Origin of the sequence: Paenibacillus sp. FSL P2-0322 (genome assembly GCF_037975315.1) — a bacterium.
GTDB lineage: Bacteria > Bacillota > Bacilli > Paenibacillales > Paenibacillaceae > Paenibacillus > Paenibacillus polymyxa_B.
In genome coordinates this window covers 2,243,891-2,263,054 of sequence record NZ_CP150243.1, presented here as the reverse complement: position 1 = coordinate 2,263,054, position 19,164 = coordinate 2,243,891, and the positions used below count along the sequence as shown (strand labels likewise).

Annotated in this window: 20 protein-coding genes; all 20 read right to left on the bottom strand. The window is 45.6% G+C overall.

What is annotated here, in order from left to right; translation table 11 throughout:
- Positions 1-3: 3 nt before the first annotated feature.
- A complete protein-coding gene (gene frr, locus MKY24_RS10155) occupies positions 4-558 on the bottom strand; it encodes a ribosome recycling factor (RefSeq protein ID WP_023988209.1) in 555 nt (184 codons plus the stop codon).
- Positions 558-1,286, bottom strand: a complete 729-nt coding sequence (gene pyrH, locus MKY24_RS10150; RefSeq protein WP_013309918.1) for a UMP kinase — start codon at positions 1,284-1,286, stop codon at positions 558-560. Before pyrH ends, frr begins: the two co-directional genes overlap by 1 nt.
- A 121-nt stretch (positions 1,287-1,407) precedes the next feature.
- Entirely contained in the window at positions 1,408-2,058 is a 651-nt protein-coding gene (tsf, locus tag MKY24_RS10145) for a translation elongation factor Ts (RefSeq protein WP_013309917.1), read from the bottom strand.
- Between the two features lie 131 nt (positions 2,059-2,189).
- Positions 2,190-2,888 (bottom strand): 30S ribosomal protein S2, encoded by a 699-nt coding sequence (rpsB, locus tag MKY24_RS10140; protein ID WP_013309916.1) that lies wholly within the window; start codon positions 2,886-2,888, stop codon positions 2,190-2,192.
- A gap of 253 nt (positions 2,889-3,141) precedes the next feature.
- Positions 3,142-3,789 carry an endolytic transglycosylase MltG gene (locus MKY24_RS10135; RefSeq protein ID WP_053325264.1) on the bottom strand — a complete coding sequence of 216 codons (648 nt, stop codon included), beginning with the start codon at positions 3,787-3,789 and terminating at the stop codon, positions 3,142-3,144.
- Positions 3,786-4,418, bottom strand: a complete 633-nt coding sequence (locus MKY24_RS10130) for a hypothetical protein (protein ID WP_053325263.1) — start codon at positions 4,416-4,418, stop codon at positions 3,786-3,788. Before MKY24_RS10130 ends, MKY24_RS10135 begins: the two co-directional genes overlap by 4 nt.
- Before the next feature lie 41 nt (positions 4,419-4,459).
- On the bottom strand, positions 4,460-4,780 hold the full coding sequence (locus MKY24_RS10125) for a hypothetical protein (RefSeq protein ID WP_023988206.1): 321 nt from the start codon (positions 4,778-4,780) through the stop codon (positions 4,460-4,462).
- A gap of 81 nt (positions 4,781-4,861) precedes the next feature.
- Entirely contained in the window at positions 4,862-6,271 is a 1,410-nt protein-coding gene (locus MKY24_RS10120) for a FapA family protein (protein WP_023988205.1), read from the bottom strand.
- A 44-nt stretch (positions 6,272-6,315) separates the two neighbouring features.
- Positions 6,316-7,104 (bottom strand): FliA/WhiG family RNA polymerase sigma factor, encoded by a 789-nt coding sequence (locus MKY24_RS10115; RefSeq protein ID WP_013309911.1) that lies wholly within the window; start codon positions 7,102-7,104, stop codon positions 6,316-6,318.
- 14 nt (positions 7,105-7,118) lie between these two features.
- Positions 7,119-7,532 carry a hypothetical protein gene (locus MKY24_RS10110; protein ID WP_013309910.1) on the bottom strand — a complete coding sequence of 138 codons (414 nt, stop codon included), beginning with the start codon at positions 7,530-7,532 and terminating at the stop codon, positions 7,119-7,121.
- Positions 7,533-7,534: 2 nt separating this feature from the next.
- Complete coding sequence (locus MKY24_RS10105) at positions 7,535-8,032, bottom strand: chemotaxis protein CheD (RefSeq protein ID WP_010346358.1); 498 nt, start codon at positions 8,030-8,032, stop codon at positions 7,535-7,537.
- On the bottom strand, positions 8,025-8,651 hold the full coding sequence (locus MKY24_RS10100) for a chemotaxis protein CheC (RefSeq protein WP_023988204.1): 627 nt from the start codon (positions 8,649-8,651) through the stop codon (positions 8,025-8,027). The genes MKY24_RS10105 and MKY24_RS10100 overlap by 8 nt, the downstream gene beginning before the upstream one ends.
- A 3-nt stretch (positions 8,652-8,654) precedes the next feature.
- The gene (locus MKY24_RS10095) at positions 8,655-9,116 is read right to left on the bottom strand and encodes a chemotaxis protein CheW (protein WP_007430046.1); all 462 of its coding nucleotides are present in this window, start codon (positions 9,114-9,116) and stop codon (positions 8,655-8,657) included.
- 62 nt (positions 9,117-9,178) lie between these two features.
- Positions 9,179-11,275 carry a chemotaxis protein CheA gene (locus MKY24_RS10090; RefSeq protein ID WP_339201892.1) on the bottom strand — a complete coding sequence of 699 codons (2,097 nt, stop codon included), beginning with the start codon at positions 11,273-11,275 and terminating at the stop codon, positions 9,179-9,181.
- 33 nt (positions 11,276-11,308) lie between these two features.
- Positions 11,309-12,853 carry a chemotaxis protein CheB gene (locus MKY24_RS10085; protein ID WP_339202296.1) on the bottom strand — a complete coding sequence of 515 codons (1,545 nt, stop codon included), beginning with the start codon at positions 12,851-12,853 and terminating at the stop codon, positions 11,309-11,311.
- 30 nt (positions 12,854-12,883) lie between these two features.
- A complete protein-coding gene (locus tag MKY24_RS10080) occupies positions 12,884-13,771 on the bottom strand; it encodes a MinD/ParA family protein (RefSeq protein WP_339201890.1) in 888 nt (295 codons plus the stop codon).
- Entirely contained in the window at positions 13,768-15,210 is a 1,443-nt protein-coding gene (gene flhF / locus MKY24_RS10075; protein ID WP_339201888.1) for a flagellar biosynthesis protein FlhF, read from the bottom strand. The genes MKY24_RS10080 and flhF overlap by 4 nt, the downstream gene beginning before the upstream one ends.
- Positions 15,207-17,240: a flagellar biosynthesis protein FlhA gene (gene flhA / locus MKY24_RS10070; protein WP_016820963.1), complete on the bottom strand. Its 2,034-nt coding sequence runs from the start codon at positions 17,238-17,240 to the stop codon at positions 15,207-15,209. The genes flhF and flhA overlap by 4 nt, the downstream gene beginning before the upstream one ends.
- 23 nt (positions 17,241-17,263) lie before the next feature.
- Positions 17,264-18,376: a flagellar biosynthesis protein FlhB gene (gene flhB, locus MKY24_RS10065; RefSeq protein WP_023988199.1), complete on the bottom strand. Its 1,113-nt coding sequence runs from the start codon at positions 18,374-18,376 to the stop codon at positions 17,264-17,266.
- A complete protein-coding gene (fliR, locus tag MKY24_RS10060; protein WP_023988198.1) occupies positions 18,376-19,161 on the bottom strand; it encodes a flagellar biosynthetic protein FliR in 786 nt (261 codons plus the stop codon). The genes flhB and fliR overlap by 1 nt, the downstream gene beginning before the upstream one ends.
- Between the last annotated feature and the right edge of the window lie 3 nt (positions 19,162-19,164).

Here is a 19,164-nt window from a genome sequence, read left to right as displayed (position 1 = left end):
CTTTTAAACTTCCATAATTTCTTTTTCTTTTGCAGCTAAAACTTTATCCACTTCAGCAATAAATTTATCAGTTGTTTTCTGGATATCTTCCTGATATTTACGAGATTCGTCCTCGGAAATATCACTTTTCTCCATTTTTTTGATGTCATCATTTGCATCACGACGAATGTTACGAATAGCGACCTTCGCTTCTTCACCGTTCTTTTTCGTCAACTTCACCAAGTCAGTTCTGCGCTCCTCCGTCAAAGCAGGAATGCTCAGACGAATGGTGTTGCCATCATTCGAAGGTGTCAAACCTAAATCGGATTTTTGTATAGCGCGCTCGATATCGGCCAAGGAAGATTTGTCCCAAGGCTGAATCATCAAGGTCCGGCTGTCAGGTGTATTGACATTCGCCAGCTGGTTGACTGGAGTCATTGCACCATAATACTCTACCTGCACACGGTCCAGTAAAGCTGGTGTCGCCCGTCCTGCACGCAAAGATGCAAGATCACGTTGCAATGCTTGGATTGCTTTTTGCATGCGCTCCTCAGCACTCTTTTTCACAGATTGTGGCATTAATTTACACTCCCTTTGACGATCGTACCAATTTTCTCACCCAGCACGACACGTTTAATGTTACCTTGCTCTGTAATAGCAAAGACAATCAACGGAATATTGTTATCCATGCACAACGAGGAAGCAGTAGAATCCATGACACCGAGATTTTTGTTGAGCACATCCAAATACGTAAGCTGCTCATATTTCTCAGCTGTGCTATCTTTAAACGGATCAGCAGAATATACGCCATCCACTTTATTTTTAGCCATCAGAATCACTTCCGCTTCAATCTCAGCGGCACGCAGTGCAGCTGTAGTATCAGTCGAGAAGAACGGATTACCTGTACCTGCTGCAAAAATTACAACCCGACCTTTTTCCAAATGACGGATAGCTCTACGGCGGATGTATGGTTCTGCAATCTGTTGCATCGCAATGGATGTTTGTACACGCGTAGGTACTTCAATCTGTTCCAAAGCATCCTGTAAGGCCAGTGAGTTCATCACTGTTGCCAGCATACCCATGTAATCTGCCGTGGCCCGGTCAATTCCGTTGGCACTTCCAGCAATACCACGCCAGATGTTACCGCCACCACACACGATAGCAACTTCTACTCCCAGTTCCACCACATCTTTGACTTGTTCAGCAATGGACGCAATCGTATCCGCATCAATACCGTAACCGTTAGGGCCTGACAGCGATTCACCACTAACTTTCAGGACAACACGCTTAAACACAGGTTTTTCCAAATGATCACCCTCCAATATCATTTATACTTTATGTAACAGGATAGGTGTCCTGTTGCAAGAAAAGGAACACTGATGTGTTCCATTTCCGTTTTTTTCATATGCAATTACCGTTCGTTGGTAATTATTGTTTCACTTGAGACATAACTTCTTCGTAGAAGTTGTCTTCTTTTTTCTCCAGACCTTCACCCAGTTCAAAACGAACAAAGCGACGCAGGGAGATGTTTTCGCCAATTGTACTGATTTTTTCGTTGATAAGCGTGGAGATTGTTTTGTCCGGATCTTTGATGAAAGATTGCTCCAGCAAACAGAACTCTTCATAGAACTTACCAATGCGGCCTTCAACCATTTTCTCAACGATTTTCTCTGGTTTACCTTCGTTCAGAGCTTGTGCTTTCAGGATTTCTTTTTCTTTTTCGATTTCTTCCTGTGGCACTTCTTCACGACGAACATAACGAGGGTTCGATGCAGCGATATGCATTGCAATGTCGCGTACAAAATCTCTGAACTGGTCTGTTTTAGCTACGAAGTCTGTTTCGCAGTTTACTTCTACCAGTACGCCGATACGGCCGCCAGCATGAATGTAGGATTCAACAACACCTTCAGTAGCAATACGACCTGCTTTGTTGGCTGCAGCTGCAAGTCCTTTTTCGCGCAGAACTTCAACCGCTTTTGTCAAATCACCGTTTGCTTCTTCAAGCGCTTTTTTACAATCCAGCATTCCTGCGCCTGTTTTTTCACGAAGCTCTTTTACTGCGCTAGCATTAACTGCCATATTATTTCCCTCCAAATTTGATTTTCAGTGGTATACCGTGCTTTATTCCTTAAAAAAAGGGTAGTGAGAGGTTATACACCTGCCAACCACCCTTTTCATTTAATTCATATAGGTATTTCCTAATGGAAATATTATGCTGTAGTTTCTTCGCCTTGGTTTGCTTCCATAACTGCATCAGCCATTTTACCTGTCAGCAATTTAACAGCGCGGATTGCGTCGTCATTACCTGGGATAACATAGTCGATTTCGTCTGGATCGCAGTTTGTATCAACGATACCAACGATTGGGATACCCAATTTGCGAGCTTCAGCAACCGCGATACGTTCTTTACGTGGATCAATGATGAACAGAGCACTTGGAAGGCCCTTCATGTTTTTGATACCGCCCAAGAATTTTTCAAGACGATCTTTTTCTTTGCGAAGAATGATAACTTCTTTTTTAGGAAGAACTGCGAATGTACCGTCTTCTTCCCAAGCTTCCAGTTGTTTCAAACGGTCAATACGTTTTTGAATCGTTTGGAAGTTAGTCAGCGTACCACCCAACCAACGTTGGTTAATGTAGAATTGACCAGCGCGTGCTGCTTCTTCTTTAACGGAATCTTGTGCTTGTTTCTTCGTGCCTACGAACAGAATTGTACCATTCTCAGCTGCAATGCTTTTTACGAAGTTGTAAGCTTCCTCAACCTTTTTCACTGTCTTTTGCAAGTCAATGATGTAAATACCGTTTCTTTCAGTGAAGATATAACGATCCATTTTCGGGTTCCAGCGACGTGTTTGGTGACCAAAGTGAACCCCAGCTTCCAAAAGCTGTTTCATGGAGATTACTGCCATCTTCACGCACCTCCTAAGTTTGGTTTTTTGTGTGTCCTCCGCCGACATCATTTTTCATAAAGACTTTCCATTAGAAAGCACCCTTTATAAAATTAACCGACGTGCGTTTTTAACACCGTCAATTAATATACCATAACACTTGCATCGTTGCAACCAACTTTTCGACAATAGTTGGAACAACGCAAAATGTGACGTTTTACGCCTCTCATCGAACTTGTCAGCAAGAATAAAAGCCGCCCACTTCCCAGTCTGGTCAGTTGGACGGCTTTTTCGTAATTTTAGTAATGATAGAACTGAAATCCTCACCCTTAGCAAACTGATAGGTACCAGTACGAATTTTGGTATTGATTTTTTGAGCCTTAGCTGCTGCCTCAAATGCACTAGCATCAGATACGACCCCTGCCCGTTGCAATCCTGATGCCACACTTCTCAAATTGCTTCCCGATGCAATGCTATACTGCACTTGTGGGGTGGCAGGCTGCTTGGGGATATTGGGAGTCGGTGTAGTGCCGGATCTTTGAGTTTGCGGCTTATTCGGACTTTGTGGAACCGATGTGCTAGTCGAAGGTTTAGACGCAGTCGAGGATGTGCTGTTTGCAGGTGCCTTTGGTGTTGCCGGCGTTTGAGCTGGTTTAGCCTTTTGGGGTGCAACCGGATTTTTGTTGCCTTCCTTAATCACCTTATTACGCCATTCCTCTTCTGTCATCTTCGGATCAGAACTGTCATTAATCTGAAGATTTAATTCGGCTGCTGCCTTTTCTAACTGCTCTCGCGTCATGTTTTTCGGGTCTATTGAAGATTGCTGCGATTGTCCCTGACCGATCATTGCCAGTTGCAACAGCAATGCCCCCGTTATCAGACCAGTACCCATGCCTAGCATAAATGAACGGTTTTTGATCACGTTACATCCTCCCGCTCCGCGAGTTGCAATATGAGCTGTACTTCACCCCGTTGAATGCCTGATTGCTTGGCTATATAGTCCACTGACTTGCCTTGCTCATGCAGCGCAAACAACTCTTGATAACGATCACGGATGGAATCTGCTTCCTGCTCAGTTTCAGGGTCTTGTAATACCGTCTGCTCCTCCATAGTTATGAGGGGAGCTTCTGAACCAGAGTAGCCTTCCTGCACAGACATTCCAGGTTGCGGACTTTGAAATTGACCATATGCAACCGCTGCCTGATGAGAAGTAGCTGTATGTTGTATTTCCTTAGATACAGGCTCGGTTTGCATAGAGACAGTAGCAAACATAGCCTGGTGCTCAAGCTCCACGATACGGCTCCGAAGCTCAGCTACTTGCTCCTGTAATGCCGCCTGTTTAACTGTATGCTCCTGCTTCATACCCGAAACGAGCTCAATCAACTCGTCATTATCGTTTTCAATATCGGCCATATATTGCTCCAATGTGGCCTCGACCTTTTGGACGACGGCCTCTTCTGTTCCCCGGCTTGGCTGACGCTTAGGCAGAAGCCAGGCGTAGACAACAGCTGCGGCGCCCAGCAGAACAATATAAATCCATGGTTGATCCACTGCCCATCGTCTCCTTTAATAACGCTTCTCCACCTGTCGGATCAGAGCGAAAAATCAATATGGTGTCCCTTGAACGGATGCTCTGCCGGATGCTCCTTAGGTAGCTCAGACTCATCTGAGCGAGAGCGGCTCTGCTGGGAAGAATCTCTGCTCTGCCCTCCTGTTTGCCGCTCACCGACGAATGTTTCCGCAGACTGGTCTACGGCACTGCTTCGCTGACGCATGTTTTCCGTCTCCAACGCGGCCTTTTGTCCAAGCAATGCTTGATCATTCATCGGCCGCTGCTGGGACTCACTTTGGTATTTTCCTGCTTCGCTGGTGCGAGGTACGGCAATTTGCAATTCAACAGCCTTCAAGCTCATTGGACCACACCCTTTCCGATTGGGCATCCGTTCTGTCTTCCAAGGAATACAATGTTGAATGTTGTTTTTCAGTGTGCCGAATTACACGTAGGAGGACATGCTGATGTCTCCTTCGTGATAATAAAACGCCATTCTTTCCACTGAATCTTTAATGAATTTTGTATATCTGCCGATAACTATTTTAGAGCCACCGTAAATTACATTTTTCACTTCTACCCGTGCGCGGCTTGTATCCTCTAATGTTCGTTCAATTTCAAGCATTCTGGACTTGGTTTCCAAAAGCTCCTGTTCATTAGACTTTTTAGTAGATGTCAGCTTGATTCGCATAGCCATTCTTTCAGGTGCAAGCTGTCCGGCGGCGGCAAGCTGATCCAATATGGTAAGAGCCTTATTCGTTTTATCCTGACTGTCTGTCTGCTGCTTCAAACGTGCGCGGAGTTCTGTCAGTTCATCGCGCAGTTCGGGAAGCACACCAACTTCGATAACAGTAGCTGTGGACATCGTATTACCGATGGTACGAGCCACTACCTTTTTACCAGCTTGTACACTGCCACCTACGATAAGCCCTTTGGTCCCCTCACAGAGTACATTTACACTCGCTTTAATCTGGGAATGCATGATGCTCTGGGATACAAGTATATCGCCTCCGGCAATCACGTTACCATCTTGTATGAATGAGCATTTGACATTTTGTGCAGCTTTCACGAACCCCTTATGGTATCCGATAATACCGCCACTGATTTCCACTGAACCTTCCGCCTCAATTTCAGCGCCTTCCACACCACCGATGACACGAATGTCGCCAGCCGCCCGAACACGAAAACCAGTCAAGACATTCCCACGAATGACGACGGTTCCAACAAAATCAATGTTACCGACACTATAATCGACGTCCCCGTTCACTTCATATACAGGGAATACATTAAGTTTGCCCTTTTCAGTCGTAGTCACCAGTCCGTCAATAGCCGCATACATCGCAACACCTTCTGGATGGATCACTACATTTTTTCCGACTTTAAAACGCGCCTCTTTACCTGGAAGAAAAGGAATTTCCTCTCCGGTTACAGCAATCCCCGGTACACCCGGCACAGGATCAACCCGTTCGGCAATCAGTTGACCACGTTTTACATTTCTTAAACGAGTTAATTCTTTATAATCCACCCGTCCATCCACGGTTTCAAGCGGCTTATGTGCATCTTCGCCAGTCACAATATCAGCCAGATTAATTTTTCCGTCTGTGCCATGGATCGGCTGCTTTCCCTGAGCAATCAGTAATTTTCCGAAGAAATGATCTTCCGGACTTGCCGCAAATACACGAATTGCATCGGTCATTAAACCGTAGGATATTTTTTGGTTGCTTAGAAAACGCTCTAATTCTTCCACAGAACAGGCAAAGCCTTCTTCACGTTTGGCAAACTCCAAGTAGGCGGTTTGTTTGTCAGGTGAGACAACCACTTTTAAAAACTGGTCCAAAGCATATTGCTTCTCCACAAGGGTGCTCCTTCCGTCTAACTGTTACTGTAACCTCCCGTACGTTAATCTTTACGCATTAGCAAATCCCGTTGTTTGTCCAATGTCGCTCTCAGACGTAATATTGCTTTGGAATGCAACTGTGAAATTCGCGATGGAGATAGCGACATGACCTCAGCGATTTCACTGAGTGACAAATCCTCGTAATACAATAAAGAAACAACGATACGTTCTTTTTCAGTCAATTTATCAATGCCTTGTGCAAGGGCATCACGAAGTGTAAATTCATTGACCTTATGATCCGGATTTTTCGCCTTCTCGTCCACCAAAAGGGAAAGCCGTGTTTCCGATTCCTCTTCGCGGATCGGGTCCTCCAGTGAGACAATCGACATAACGGCGACCTCCTGGATCATATTTTGAAACTCTTTCTCAGAAACGTCCAAATAATGACTCATCTCTTCGTCGCTTACCGTGCGTAGATATCTTTGTTCCAAATGCTGGTAGGCATCTTCGATTTTTTTCGCTTTTTCCCTAACTGAACGAGGAACCCAATCCCCTTGACGAAGACCATCCAAAATCGCTCCACGAACACGCCAAGAAGCATAGGTCTCAAACTGCAAACCACGCTCATAGTCAAATTTCTCTAAAGCGTCAATCAAACCCATAACGCCATTACTCGCCAGATCATCCTTGGATACATTTTTAGGCAAGCCTACTGCAAGACGGCCTGACACATATTCCACAATATGGAGATACTTTTCAATTAACTGTTTTTTTGCTTCCTTGTCACCGTGTTCTTTCCATTGTTCCCATAGTTCGGAATGGTTTAAATGAGCGGCTTTTCGCTCGTTCATCGGCTTCACCCTCCTTATTTGTCTGTCAGGTGACGAACGGCCTTGGCCAATTCTTCAGGGTCCTTGTTGGAAACCAGCTTAGGTGGGTTTAAAGGTGCGAAACCATTATTCCCCTCGTCCGTCTGCTCTGGTTTCGGTTTCAGCAATTCATTCAGGTCTTCATTTTCGTCTGGTGTCGTCAGGTCCAGGTTACCCCCTACGCCATCTACCTGAGAGCTTGCCCGGCTTTGGGCATTCCCCAGATCTGGCCGCGCCACAACACCTAGTGTCCAGCGCAGCACAAATGCAAGTAGGAACCAAAAAACGAAGGCGATCAAGCCACGAATTAAGCTCGTGGTCAGCAGATTGCTGCCAACGGACAACACAAAAGTCAGAATAAATCCGACTACTCCAGACCAAAGATTAATGCGTAAGCTGCCAAATAACATGTTTATAATTCCTTTACACCTTTTTGTACGCTTCGAATATTCAAAACGCCAGTTTCAGAGTCCAACTCAATCGTTCGTCCATAATTGCCACCTGTGTCCTCCGCAATCAAAGGAATGCCGAGATCTACGAGCATTTCCTTGCATGATTCTACATTACGTGGACCAATCCGCATGGTGTCTCCACTACCAGCAAAGGCGAACATCTGCGCTCCCCCTGCCATTTTGGCAATCAGCCTGCGTCGTTCAGCACCCAATTTCAGCATCCGCTCAAATAACTCGGGCAGCGCCGTATCGGCGTATTTAGCAATATTCAGTTGCCCTTCACGTGCAATATCCGAGGATGGTAGCATCACATGTGCCATACCTGCCAATTTCAAATGAGGATCGTAGAGAGTCAATCCGACGCAGGAGCCAAGTCCTGTCGTGCGAATCGAGTTCGGGTTACTGGTAACATTTAAGTCAGCCATACCGACTTTAATGATGCTTTTATCCTCAATCATCGTTCATCGGGACTCCTAACGACCTAAAGATTTTCCCGAACGATTCTGGATCAGGAATCAGGAAAAATTGACCCTCTATCTGATTCTGCCCTTCCAGAAACGATGTGTCAATCAATAATGCAGCATCCCCCATCTGCCCAAACTGCAGCAGTCCATAGCTGAGAATTGCTCCTGCCATGTCCAACGCCAGCGCAGGGACTGTTGGATACATAGATAAACGCGTAAAGTCTGCCAGCGAAGACAGGTATGAGCCCGCTAAAATGTTTCCGATCTCCGACAGGGCTGAGTGCTCCATTTCGTTAAAACTGTCCTCGTCATCTGAAGGAATATTCGCCAAACGGGAAAGTAAGCTTTTTGCCGCCTGAGGCTGCAATATGAAGAATAGATTCCCGGGGGCTTCCCCTTCTACCCTAAAAAATATTGCAACAACAAGTTGCTCATAGCCGCCGACTTTCTCGGCAATTTCCTCAAAGGGCAGCATTTGTACTTTGGGGACACCCATATCGACCGGTTTATTGAGAAGCCGGGAGAGCGCTGTAGCAGCGTTCCCCGAGCCAATGTTGCCGACTTCTTTCAACACATCCAACTTGAAGTCTTCAAGATTTCCGAGATTTTCCATATGTTAATCCTCTAAGCCTTCCAGTTGGTTCATCTCGCTACGATTCAGGACTTCGGACAAGTTCAGCATAATCAACAAGCGCTCTTCACCAATTTTAGCAACTCCGCGAAGGTATTTAGCCTTAACTCCGCCAATCACTTCCGGTGGTGTCTCGATATTGTCAGTATTCAGGTCAATAACGTCATTCGCTGAGTCAACGATAAAGCCGACTTGCATTTCACCCACTGCAACGATAATGATGCGAGTTTGATCGGTATATTCAGCTTCAGGCAATCCAAATCGGCCACGAAGATCAATAACCGGAATGACTACGCCTCTCATGTTGAATACGCCTTTAACAAAATCGTAGGTTCTTGGAACCCGTGTAATCGGCACCATGCGTTCAATAGATTGGACTTTTTCTACTTCAACACCGTATTCCTCTTCACCAAGCTTAAATACGATAACTTTAATTTCTTCTCCCATGTCTAAAAACCCTCCTTATTGATGTCAGCAACTTCACATTTCTTTCATTTCTGATGAAGACATTATTTAATGAAAACATTCGGGTCAATGATCAAAGCAACCTGACCGTCACCCAGAATCGTGGCGCCTGAAATTCCTTGGATGTTTGGAAGGTATTTGCCCAGATTTTTAAGGACAATTTCACTTTGCCCCAAAAAGTCCTGTACGGAAAGAGCTGCCAGACGGTCTCCCTTGCGGATGACCACGACCTCTGTCTCTTCTTCTTCATCTTCATTGAAGTCCGGTACCTCAAACAGCTGACTCAAGGAGATGAGCGGGATATGAGAATCGCGGAAAGCAATCATTTTATTGCCATGTACAGAACGAATTTGTGTCCGTTTGACGATCGCAGTTTCCACAATGGAGGACAATGGAATCGCATATTTTTCAGAACCGATCTGTATCATCATGGCTGCAATAATGGATAGGGTCAGCGGCAATTGCACAGAGAAATTAGTGCCTTGGCCCAGTGTAGAGTGAACCGTAACATTGCCACCCAAAGCGGTGATTTTGGATTTAACAACGTCCAAACCGACACCGCGTCCTGATACGTCTGAAATGACTGCAGCTGTGCTAAAGCCCGGAGCAAACAATACCTGATAGGCTTCCTCGTCGGTCATGACCGCTGCCTGCTCTGCCGTCAAAATCCCTTTAGAAATAGCACTGTTTAGTACCTTATCGCGATTAATACCATTTCCGTCATCTTCAATCTCGATGAATACGTTATTTCCGCTATGGAAAGCACGCAAGTTAACCGTTCCTGTCTCAGGTTTACCAGCTGCTATCCGATCGGCTACCGACTCAATGCCATGATCCACGGAGTTACGAAGCAAATGCACCAGAGGATCGCCAATTTCGTCGATAACAGTGCGGTCCATTTCAGTCTCTGCTCCAGTAATAACCAAATCAAGTTTTTTATCCAGCGATTTGGCCAGATCGCGCACCATACGCGGAAAACGATTGAAAACAGTATCTACTGGTACCATCCGCAATTTAAGAACGACGTTTTGCAAATCGCTGCTCACACGACTCATGTGCTCTACGGTTTCTGTCAGTGCTGGATTGGAAGCTTCACTTGCCAACTGCTCTAACCGCACACGGTCAATAAGCAACTCGCTAAATAAGTTCATAAGTACATCCAGACGTTCAATATCTACACGAATCGTACGGTTATGCGTAGGCGCAGCTGCCTTAGCTGCTGGCGCCTTACCTGCAGCTGGCTTAGCCACAGAGGCCGCAGCTGGAGACTGCGGCTGGGAAGGAGCAGGTGGTTGCACGGCAACAGGAGCTTCCTGTACCGCAGCAGTCTCAGCCAGTCCAGCAGTAACTTCGCTCATTTGTTTAAGTGATTCCTGATCTAGTTGTACCACTGAGACAGTCTCAATTTCAGAGATACCCGCGATTTCCTTTTCCAGCTCCCCAACTTCTTTCTGCGTTATGTAATATAACGAGAAGCTTTGCTCGAATTTCTCCTGCTCAATATCCTGTACCGACGGATAGGCCTTGACGATTTCACCAGAGTTTTCCAGCGTATTGAACACCATAAAAGCACGTGCCGCCTTCAACTGGCTCTCTGAGCTGATTGTTACCTGTATATAGTGAACACGATGTCCTTCAGAAATAGATTGCTCCAGTACAGAATACTGGAACTGATCCAAGACAAGCCCAGCACTATCGTTTTTGTCCACTTTTTTAGATGGAGACTCCTCAGTGACAGCATTTGCGCCAGACTTTTGGAAATCCCCGCTCACGATGGATTGTAGTGAAGATACAATAGAGGAGACATCCGCTTTTCCGTCGCCTCCCTCTGTAATGTGCTGCACCATGGACTCCAAAGCATCCAATCCTTTAAATAAGGTATCGAATATAAATTCATGCATCGCCAGCTTGTTGTTACGTACCAGATCAAGAACGTTTTCCATTTGGTGAGTGAGCGATGCTAGGTCTTCAAACCCCATCGTAGCAGCCATTCCCTTGAGGGTATGGGCAGAACGGAAAATCACCTGAACGATGCCTAGATCGGTTGGATTGCTTTCCAGTTGAAGCATTTTTTCGTTAAGAGATTGCAGATGATCATTCGACTCATCAATAAACATGTTTAAATATTGGTTCATGTCCATTGTGAGACACCTCCTCCATGAGTTACACTCCGATTATTTCACAACTTGTACAAGCTTGGGGGCGATCTCCTGCATTGGCAGAAGGTGACGCACACATTTTAACTCTACTGCTGAGCGGGGCATTCCGTACACTACACAAGTTTCCTCATTTTCAGCAAATGTGGATTGTACCCCAGCATCATAAAGCTTTTTCATCATTTTGGCCCCGTCGCTCCCCATTCCAGTGAGCAATACTAGATGCCGCTCCAACGAGGTTAACGAGAGCAACGATTCAAACATCGTATCTACGGAAGGACGGTGACCATTGCGAGCTTCCTCCATCTTCAGTGACACAGTGTATTTACCACCGGCTCCTGGCACAATTCTTAGTTGATATCCCCCTGGGGCAATGTAGGCCGTTCCAGTCTCCAGCGTCATTCCCTGCTCAGCCTCCACAACTCGGAGTGGACTTAACGTGTTTAAGCGTTGTGCCAGCGAACGAGTGAAGTTTGGCGGCATATGCTGAACGATAACGATTGGAGCAGGAAAATCACCAGGAATGCGTTCCAACAGCGTCTTGAGCGCCCGCGGACCGCCCGTAGAACATCCCACCGCCACCAGTTTGCGAAAGCTGGACGTGTGCACACCTTTTTTAAGAGAAAATCCCTTAGGTGTGGCAGGAACTGTAGGTGCAGTTACTGGAGGCGTAGCAGCCGCAGGAGTAGGCGTAGCTGATGAAATCACCGTCTTACGGGGCTCCGGCTTAACCAGCCCTGCTTTATCCTTACCATGCAGCGATTTGCCAGCGGCCGTATTAGAACTGTTTAGTTGCCCTGGTGTTCGTCCCATCCCCTTGGACAAGTCTTCCTTCTTCTGAACAGTAGGTGCTTGGACTGACTTGCTCGGCTGAGCAGCTGGCTGTTCTATGCGCCCCGCTGTAACAGATGTTCCAGACTGTTGTCGTTTAGTTTCCTGCTTGGCTGTTGCCGGGACGGACTTGCCCACATCACGCTTCGGCTGAGCTGATACAGCAGGTGAAGGAGCAAGCGGAACAACAGGAGGCTTGTCTGTCGAAGCTTGACTGCCTGTTCGTTTCTCAGTCACAGCCTGTCCTGGAGGCTTTTCCTGTGGCGTTTTCTCCGCTTGTTCCAATGCAGCTTTGCGCTCATTAGCTTCCTTGCGTTCCAGGCGGCTCCGCACTGCTTGCATAGCAGTGTGCATCTGTTCCAGCAGCGCCTTGCTCACTTGCTCAATATCTTGCGCATGAGCAATGGAAGGCTTTCTTATAAAATCGAAAGCTCCTGCCTCCAGAGCCATGATGGTCTCCTTCATACCTTGTTCATTAATGCCTGACAGCATAATAACAGGTAGCGGATGGGCTGCCATAATCAATGGCAATGCTTCAAGACCATTCATTTCAGGCATCTCGACATCCATGGTGACCAAATCGGGCTGCAATTCCTTCACTTTCTCTACAGCCTCTTTGCCATTGGCGGCTGTACCTACGATGTTGAACGACTCATCCCTTACAATTAAATCTGTAATAATTTTGCGCATAAAGGCCGAATCATCTACAACCAGCACCTGGTAAGCACACATGTTAAACACCTCTGTTTCCTCTCATCAAAATCAATGTACAGAACGCCGCAACCATTTTTGCATAAACTCTTTAATTCCACTCAATGCACCTGATTGCGGAATCTGTGGCATTGCTGCAAAACGGTGTGCCAGATTCAATACATCTCTTGAAGCCGCACATCCCGGAAAAGCAACCATAAAAGGTACTTGCCTTTTGACTGCTTGCATGACATGAGTATCATCACTGATATGTCCAAGCAACGGGATTTCGATCTCCAAAAAGCGTTTCGCAACCAGTGCGATCTTATCGGCAACTTGACGGGCCTCATTATCGTTATCGGCACGATTGACTATAATTTTGAATACCGTATCCTTTTGTAACCCGCTGACGACTTTAATTAGCGCATACGCATCTGTTAAGGACGTCGGTTCCGGTGTGGTTACGACCAGGCATTCGTCAGCTGAAGTGATGAATTTAAGGTTTTCTTTGGATAAACCTGCACCTGTATCAAATAGAATGTAATCCATATCTGCCGCCATTTTCTCTACTTCTTCGGCAAAATAATTCAGATCGTTATCCGATAACGTAAACAATTCGCTCAAGCCCGATCCTCCAGCAATATAAGGCAAACCACCTACACCCGTTTGAATAATTTCATCAATTGATTTCTCTCGTTTTAGCAGGTGAAGAAGATTGTATTGTGAATTGGCCCCCATTAATACATCAATATTGGCCATACCTATATCAGCATCAAACACAAGTACCTTTCGACCAAAGGATTGCAGAGCCAGAGCAAAGTTCAGCGTAAAATTGGATTTGCCCACCCCGCCTTTACCACTGGTGATCGTTATAATTTTCGCTTGACGATTACGTGGGGGCAATCGATATTTATCCAAGGAAGAAGCCATTTGTCTAAGTGATTGGGCTTGGTCACTCATATGGAATCTCCGTTAACTCCTGTTGATGCTTTGGGTCCAAGCAGCATGCTTGTCACCATTTCTGCATCGGGATGAAGCAGGTCGTCAGGAACATTTTGTCCATTGGTAATATAGGCCAGCTGCATCGGAAAATGATGCAAAAGGTTAAACATCCCACCACAGCTACCTGTCTCGTCCATCTTAGTAAATACAACCTTACCAAGACCAAACTTACTGAAATGTCCAGTTATATTGAGCATATCTTTACTTTTGGATGTCAGACTGAGTACCAGATACGTCTCACTTTCATTAATAGGCGAAAGCAGACTTTGCAGTTCCGAAACAAGTAATTCATTACGATAATTTCGTCCTGCGGTATCCATGAGGATCAGGTCACAATGTTCCAGACGTTGAATGGCTCTGTGAACGTCACCAGGAGATTGCACAACTTCAAGCGGTACATTCAAAATCGTAGCATATGTACGCAGTTGCTCGACGGCTGAAATCCGGTACGTGTCAGAAGTAATAAATCCAACTTTGCGGTGATGCTTGAACAACTGCTCTGCTGCTAACTTGGCAATGGTTGTCGTTTTCCCTACTCCGGTAGGACCTGCCACATACACAATTTTGGTATCTTTAGAGATCCCTTTGTCCAGTCTTGTCTGAATAAAACTGGCCACTTCCTCACGAAAGGCTTGTTCCCAATCAAAAGTTTCAGGCGCAAAAGGGTGCTCACTCCGACGCACATATACCTGTTCGAGCCAATACTCCAGTAAATCACGTTCCACTTCCTGCTCCAGTACACGCTCACAAATCTCTTGCAGCGGCTCCGGCCAAGTACTTTCCAATGAAGAATTTCGGGAAAACCGAGTCATCATGGCTTTCATTTCCCGCAATTCATTAAGCAGAGCCTGATTTTCCTCTACTCCGCTCTTATCTGGAGCACTTCCTTCAATGGGCTGTTTAAACAGTTCACTGGATGAGTTCATGTTCGAAAGCAATGCTTCATGATCAAGTGCTTGAGATATAGTCTCCAGATTATTTGCAGACCTAGATGACAAATGCTCAGTTGCTGAAGCAGCTTGTTCTTCATTCATCGTTAATTCAGCTTGTTCTTCTTTGGAACCACCCGTCATCTGCGTTACCCGTCGATAAGCTTCTGGAGCAGCTTGTCTGGGAACCACAGGCATAAATGATTTTTCTGGCTGTTCAGGAGCGTTCATTAGAGGTGAAGACGCCTGGGCAAGTTCTTGTGAAGAGGGTCCAAACCGTCGTGGCTTTTGAGGTTGCTTCTCCTCTACCGCAGCAACCACTTCGATTTTCTTTTTACTGAACATTCCCATGAAACCGCCGACCTTCATTTCTTTTGTACTTAAAATGACGGCGTCTGTTCCTAAGTCACCCCTGATTTGCAGCATAGCTTCTGGCATGGTATCCACTACATATCGTTTCACTCTCATAAGTTCACCACCCCGACACTTTGAATTTCAACGTTCGGCTCCAGCTCACTGTACGACAGCACCGGGACATCCTGCATCGTCCGCTCCATCACTTGCCGCAAATACATACGAATTGTCGGTGACGTTAACACAATAGGCTGCTGTCCAGATTGAATAAGGCGGTTGATTTGCTCCATCATTCTTTGATACACCGTTTGCGTAGACACTGGATCAAGAGCCAAGTAGCTACCTTGCTCCGACTGTTGCACGCTTTCAGCAATTTTCTTCTCCAATCCTGGTCCCACTGTAATAACGCGTAACGTCTCCCCTTGTTGGGCAAATTGCTGCGTAATCTGGCGGGACAACGCCTGACGGACATATTCAGTCAGCACGTCGGGATCTTTTGTATAAGTGCCGTAGTCAGCTAATGTTTCGAAAATAGTCACCATATCGCGAATGGAGATTTTTTCTTTCAACAGCTTGGCCAGCACTTTTTGTACATCCCCAATCGCAAGCACAGAAGGAATAAGGTCGTCCACCAGCACTGGATAATTCTCTTTGAGATTGTCGACCAGCGACCGTGTTTCCTGTCTGCCAAGCAACTCATGAGCATGTTTCTTGATCGTCTCCGTAAGATGAGTAGCTACAACTGAAGGTGGATCAACTACGGTATAACCCGATAGTTCCGCAACATCCTTGGTGTTCTCATCAATCCAGAGCGCAGGCAATCCGAAGGCTGGTTCCGTCGTTTCGATTCCTGTAATAGAATCATCGTCGTATCCTGGACTCATAGCCAGGTAATGATTTAACAGAAGCTCTCCGCCGCCCACGGTATTACCTTTAATTTTAATTACATACTCGTTAGGCTTGAGCTGAATGTTGTCCCGAATACGAATGACCGGCACAACCAAACCCAGCTCCAAAGCACATTGACGACGGATCATAATAATCCGATCCAATAAATCCCCGCCCTGCTGTGTATCCGCCAGCGGAATTAACCCGTATCCAAATTCAAATTCAATTGGATCTACTTGAAGCAGATTAATGACACTTTCCGGACTACGGACTTCTTCAATTTGTTGCTCCTCTTCCAGCTGTTCATCGGCTATCTGCTTGCGCTCCATATTGCCCTGCATTCTTCGAGCCGCGAAAAACAGCAGTATCGCCAGTGGAAGAGTTGTAATGATATGAATAGGTGTAAAAAGTCCCAATAATGCAATTGTGGCTGCCACAATGTAGATCAGTTTTGGATAAGAAAAGAGCTGTCCAGTTAAATCCTCCGCCAAGTTGCCATCCGACGTAGCCCGCGTAACAATCAAGCCTGACGCCGTGGATATGAGCAGTGCGGGAATCTGGCTGACCAGTCCGTCACCGATGGTGAGGACAGAATAAGTCGACAGCGCCTCTTGAAATCCTTTTCCCTGAACGGCCATACCGATAATAAAGCCACCGACCAAGTTAATGATCAAAATGATAATACTAGCAATGGCATCACCTTTAACGAATTTACTCGCACCATCCATCGCTCCGTAAAAATCTGCTTCCCGTTCGATTTTACTGCGTCGTTCACGGGCTTGCTGCTCATTGATCAAACCTGCATTCAGATCAGCATCAATACTCATTTGTTTACCCGGCATCGCATCCAACGTAAACCGTGCGCCTACCTCAGCAACCCGCTCAGATCCCTTGGTGATAACAATGAACTGTACGACCACGAGAATGAGAAAGACAACAAAACCGACGGCAATTTGCCCTCCTGCAATCCAACTACCAAACGTAGCAACTACTTCCCCTGCATGGCCCTCACCTAAAATAAGTTTGGTTGTAGAAATATTAAGTGCCAATCGAAACAACGTTGTAATGAGCAACAATGAAGGGAAAATAGAGAACTGTAATGCTTCCTTCGTGTTCATAGAAACGAGTAGAATCATCAAAGCAATAGAAATATTAATGACGAGTAGGATATCCAGCAGCCATGATGGGATCGGGAGAATCATCATAAGAACGATACCGATGACGCCTGCAAGGACAGTTATTTCTTTTATTTTCACGGGTCTCTAGCCCTCCGATCCCTTTATTTCACTTTACCTTTTAATTTATATACATACGCCAGCACTTCGGCAACGGCCTGGAACAGATCAGCTGGTATCGCATCCCCGATTTCGGCTCGTTGAAACAGCGCCCGCGCCAGCGGCTTGTTTTCCATCGTTATTACGCCGTTTTGCTTGGCAATTTCTTTAATTCGGAGTGCAACGTAATCTTGCCCTTTCGCAATAATCTGCGGCGCTTCCATCTCCGAACCGTCATATTTCAAAGCCACAGCAAAGTGCGTAGGGTTGGTGATGATGACATCTGCATTAGGAACCTCCTGCATCATACGCTGCATAGCCATACGGCGCTGACGCTCGCGAATTTTCCCCTTGATCAGCGGGTCACCCTCCATTTTCTTGTATTCATCCTTAATGTCCTGCTTGGACATTTTCAGGTTTTTCTCATGCTCGTAACGTTGATACATATAATCCAACACCGCTAAAACGAACAGCACCACACCAATTTTGAGTCCCAGTTCCATTGTTAATGAAGCTGTAAAGCTCAACATCTGATCGCCGGACATTTCAGCTAGTTTGGGTAGGTCAGCCTTTGTTTTCCAGAGTACGCTGTACACCAGATAACCAATTACGGTCATCTTTAAAACAGATTTCAGGAATTCAACCAATGACCTCATGGAAAAAATATTTTTGAATCCTTTAATCGGATCAATCTTGCTAAACTTGGGCGTAATGCCCTCTCCGGTTAATAAAAAACCGATCTGCATGTAATTTGCTACTATCCCGATGACAATAGCCCCAATAAAAATAGGTGCCAGCATAATCAAGATTTGCACGCCGTACTCACCCATCATCAGCAGCGTTGTGTTCGGCGTTACCTCCATAGAGAGCCGATTCACAAAAATATCTCGAAATAGTCGAACTGCATGATCCTTAAAATACCCGCCGAAAATCATGAGGCAAAAAAACGTAACCAGCAGGACACCAGCGGCGGGCAACTCCATGCTTTTGGCAACCTGCCCTTTTTGTCTTGCATCCTGTTTCTTTTTGGGTGTAGCTTTTTCCGTTTTTTCCCCTGAGAACAACTGCAGGTTCATAGCATATTTAAATGACAAACTACGTTCCTCCAGACCAGACATTAAGGACGATTACCCATAATATCCAACAAGTTGCGCATGGATTCGAACATCACAGAAAACAATCTTTCGAATATAAAAGCAAAACTTGGCATGAGAAGCAGTAACATGAACAGTCCCACAATAATTTTAAGAGGTACACCAATAACAAAAATGTTGAATTGTGGCGCTGTTTTAGCTAAAAAACCGAGTCCCACATCTGTTAAAAAGGTAGCCACTACAATGGGAGCAGCAATTTGAAAAGCAAGCATAAATGATTCCGCAAAAGAACGTACCAGGAATTCAGTTACACTGCCACCATACAGCTTTACAAAAAAATCATTTGTCAACGGTACCCAATCATAGCTGTATAAGATAGCATTTAGCAGATGATGGTGCCCATTTATACTTAAAAAGAACAATACAGCTATGGCAAACTTGAAATTCCCCGTTAAAGGCGTTGAAGCCCCTGTCATGGGATCAAACACACTCGCCATTCCGAAACCCACCTGTAGGTCTATAAAAGAACCTGCGGTTTGGATCGCTGTCATGAACAGATATGCAGTAAACCCCAATAACAACCCAATCAGCACTTCACGGCCCACTAAGAGCACATACGCTACATCAGTCGGTACCTGTTGATGCGTACCATATGTAAGATACACGACCAAAGCTAGAAATCCTGAAATTCCGACCTTAAAGATATTAGGTACCCCTCGGGTTGAAAAAATAGGCGCTACTACAAAAAATGAGGTAATCCGACAAAAAATCAGCAAAAAAACAGGAAAACTCTGTAACAATATGTTCATAAC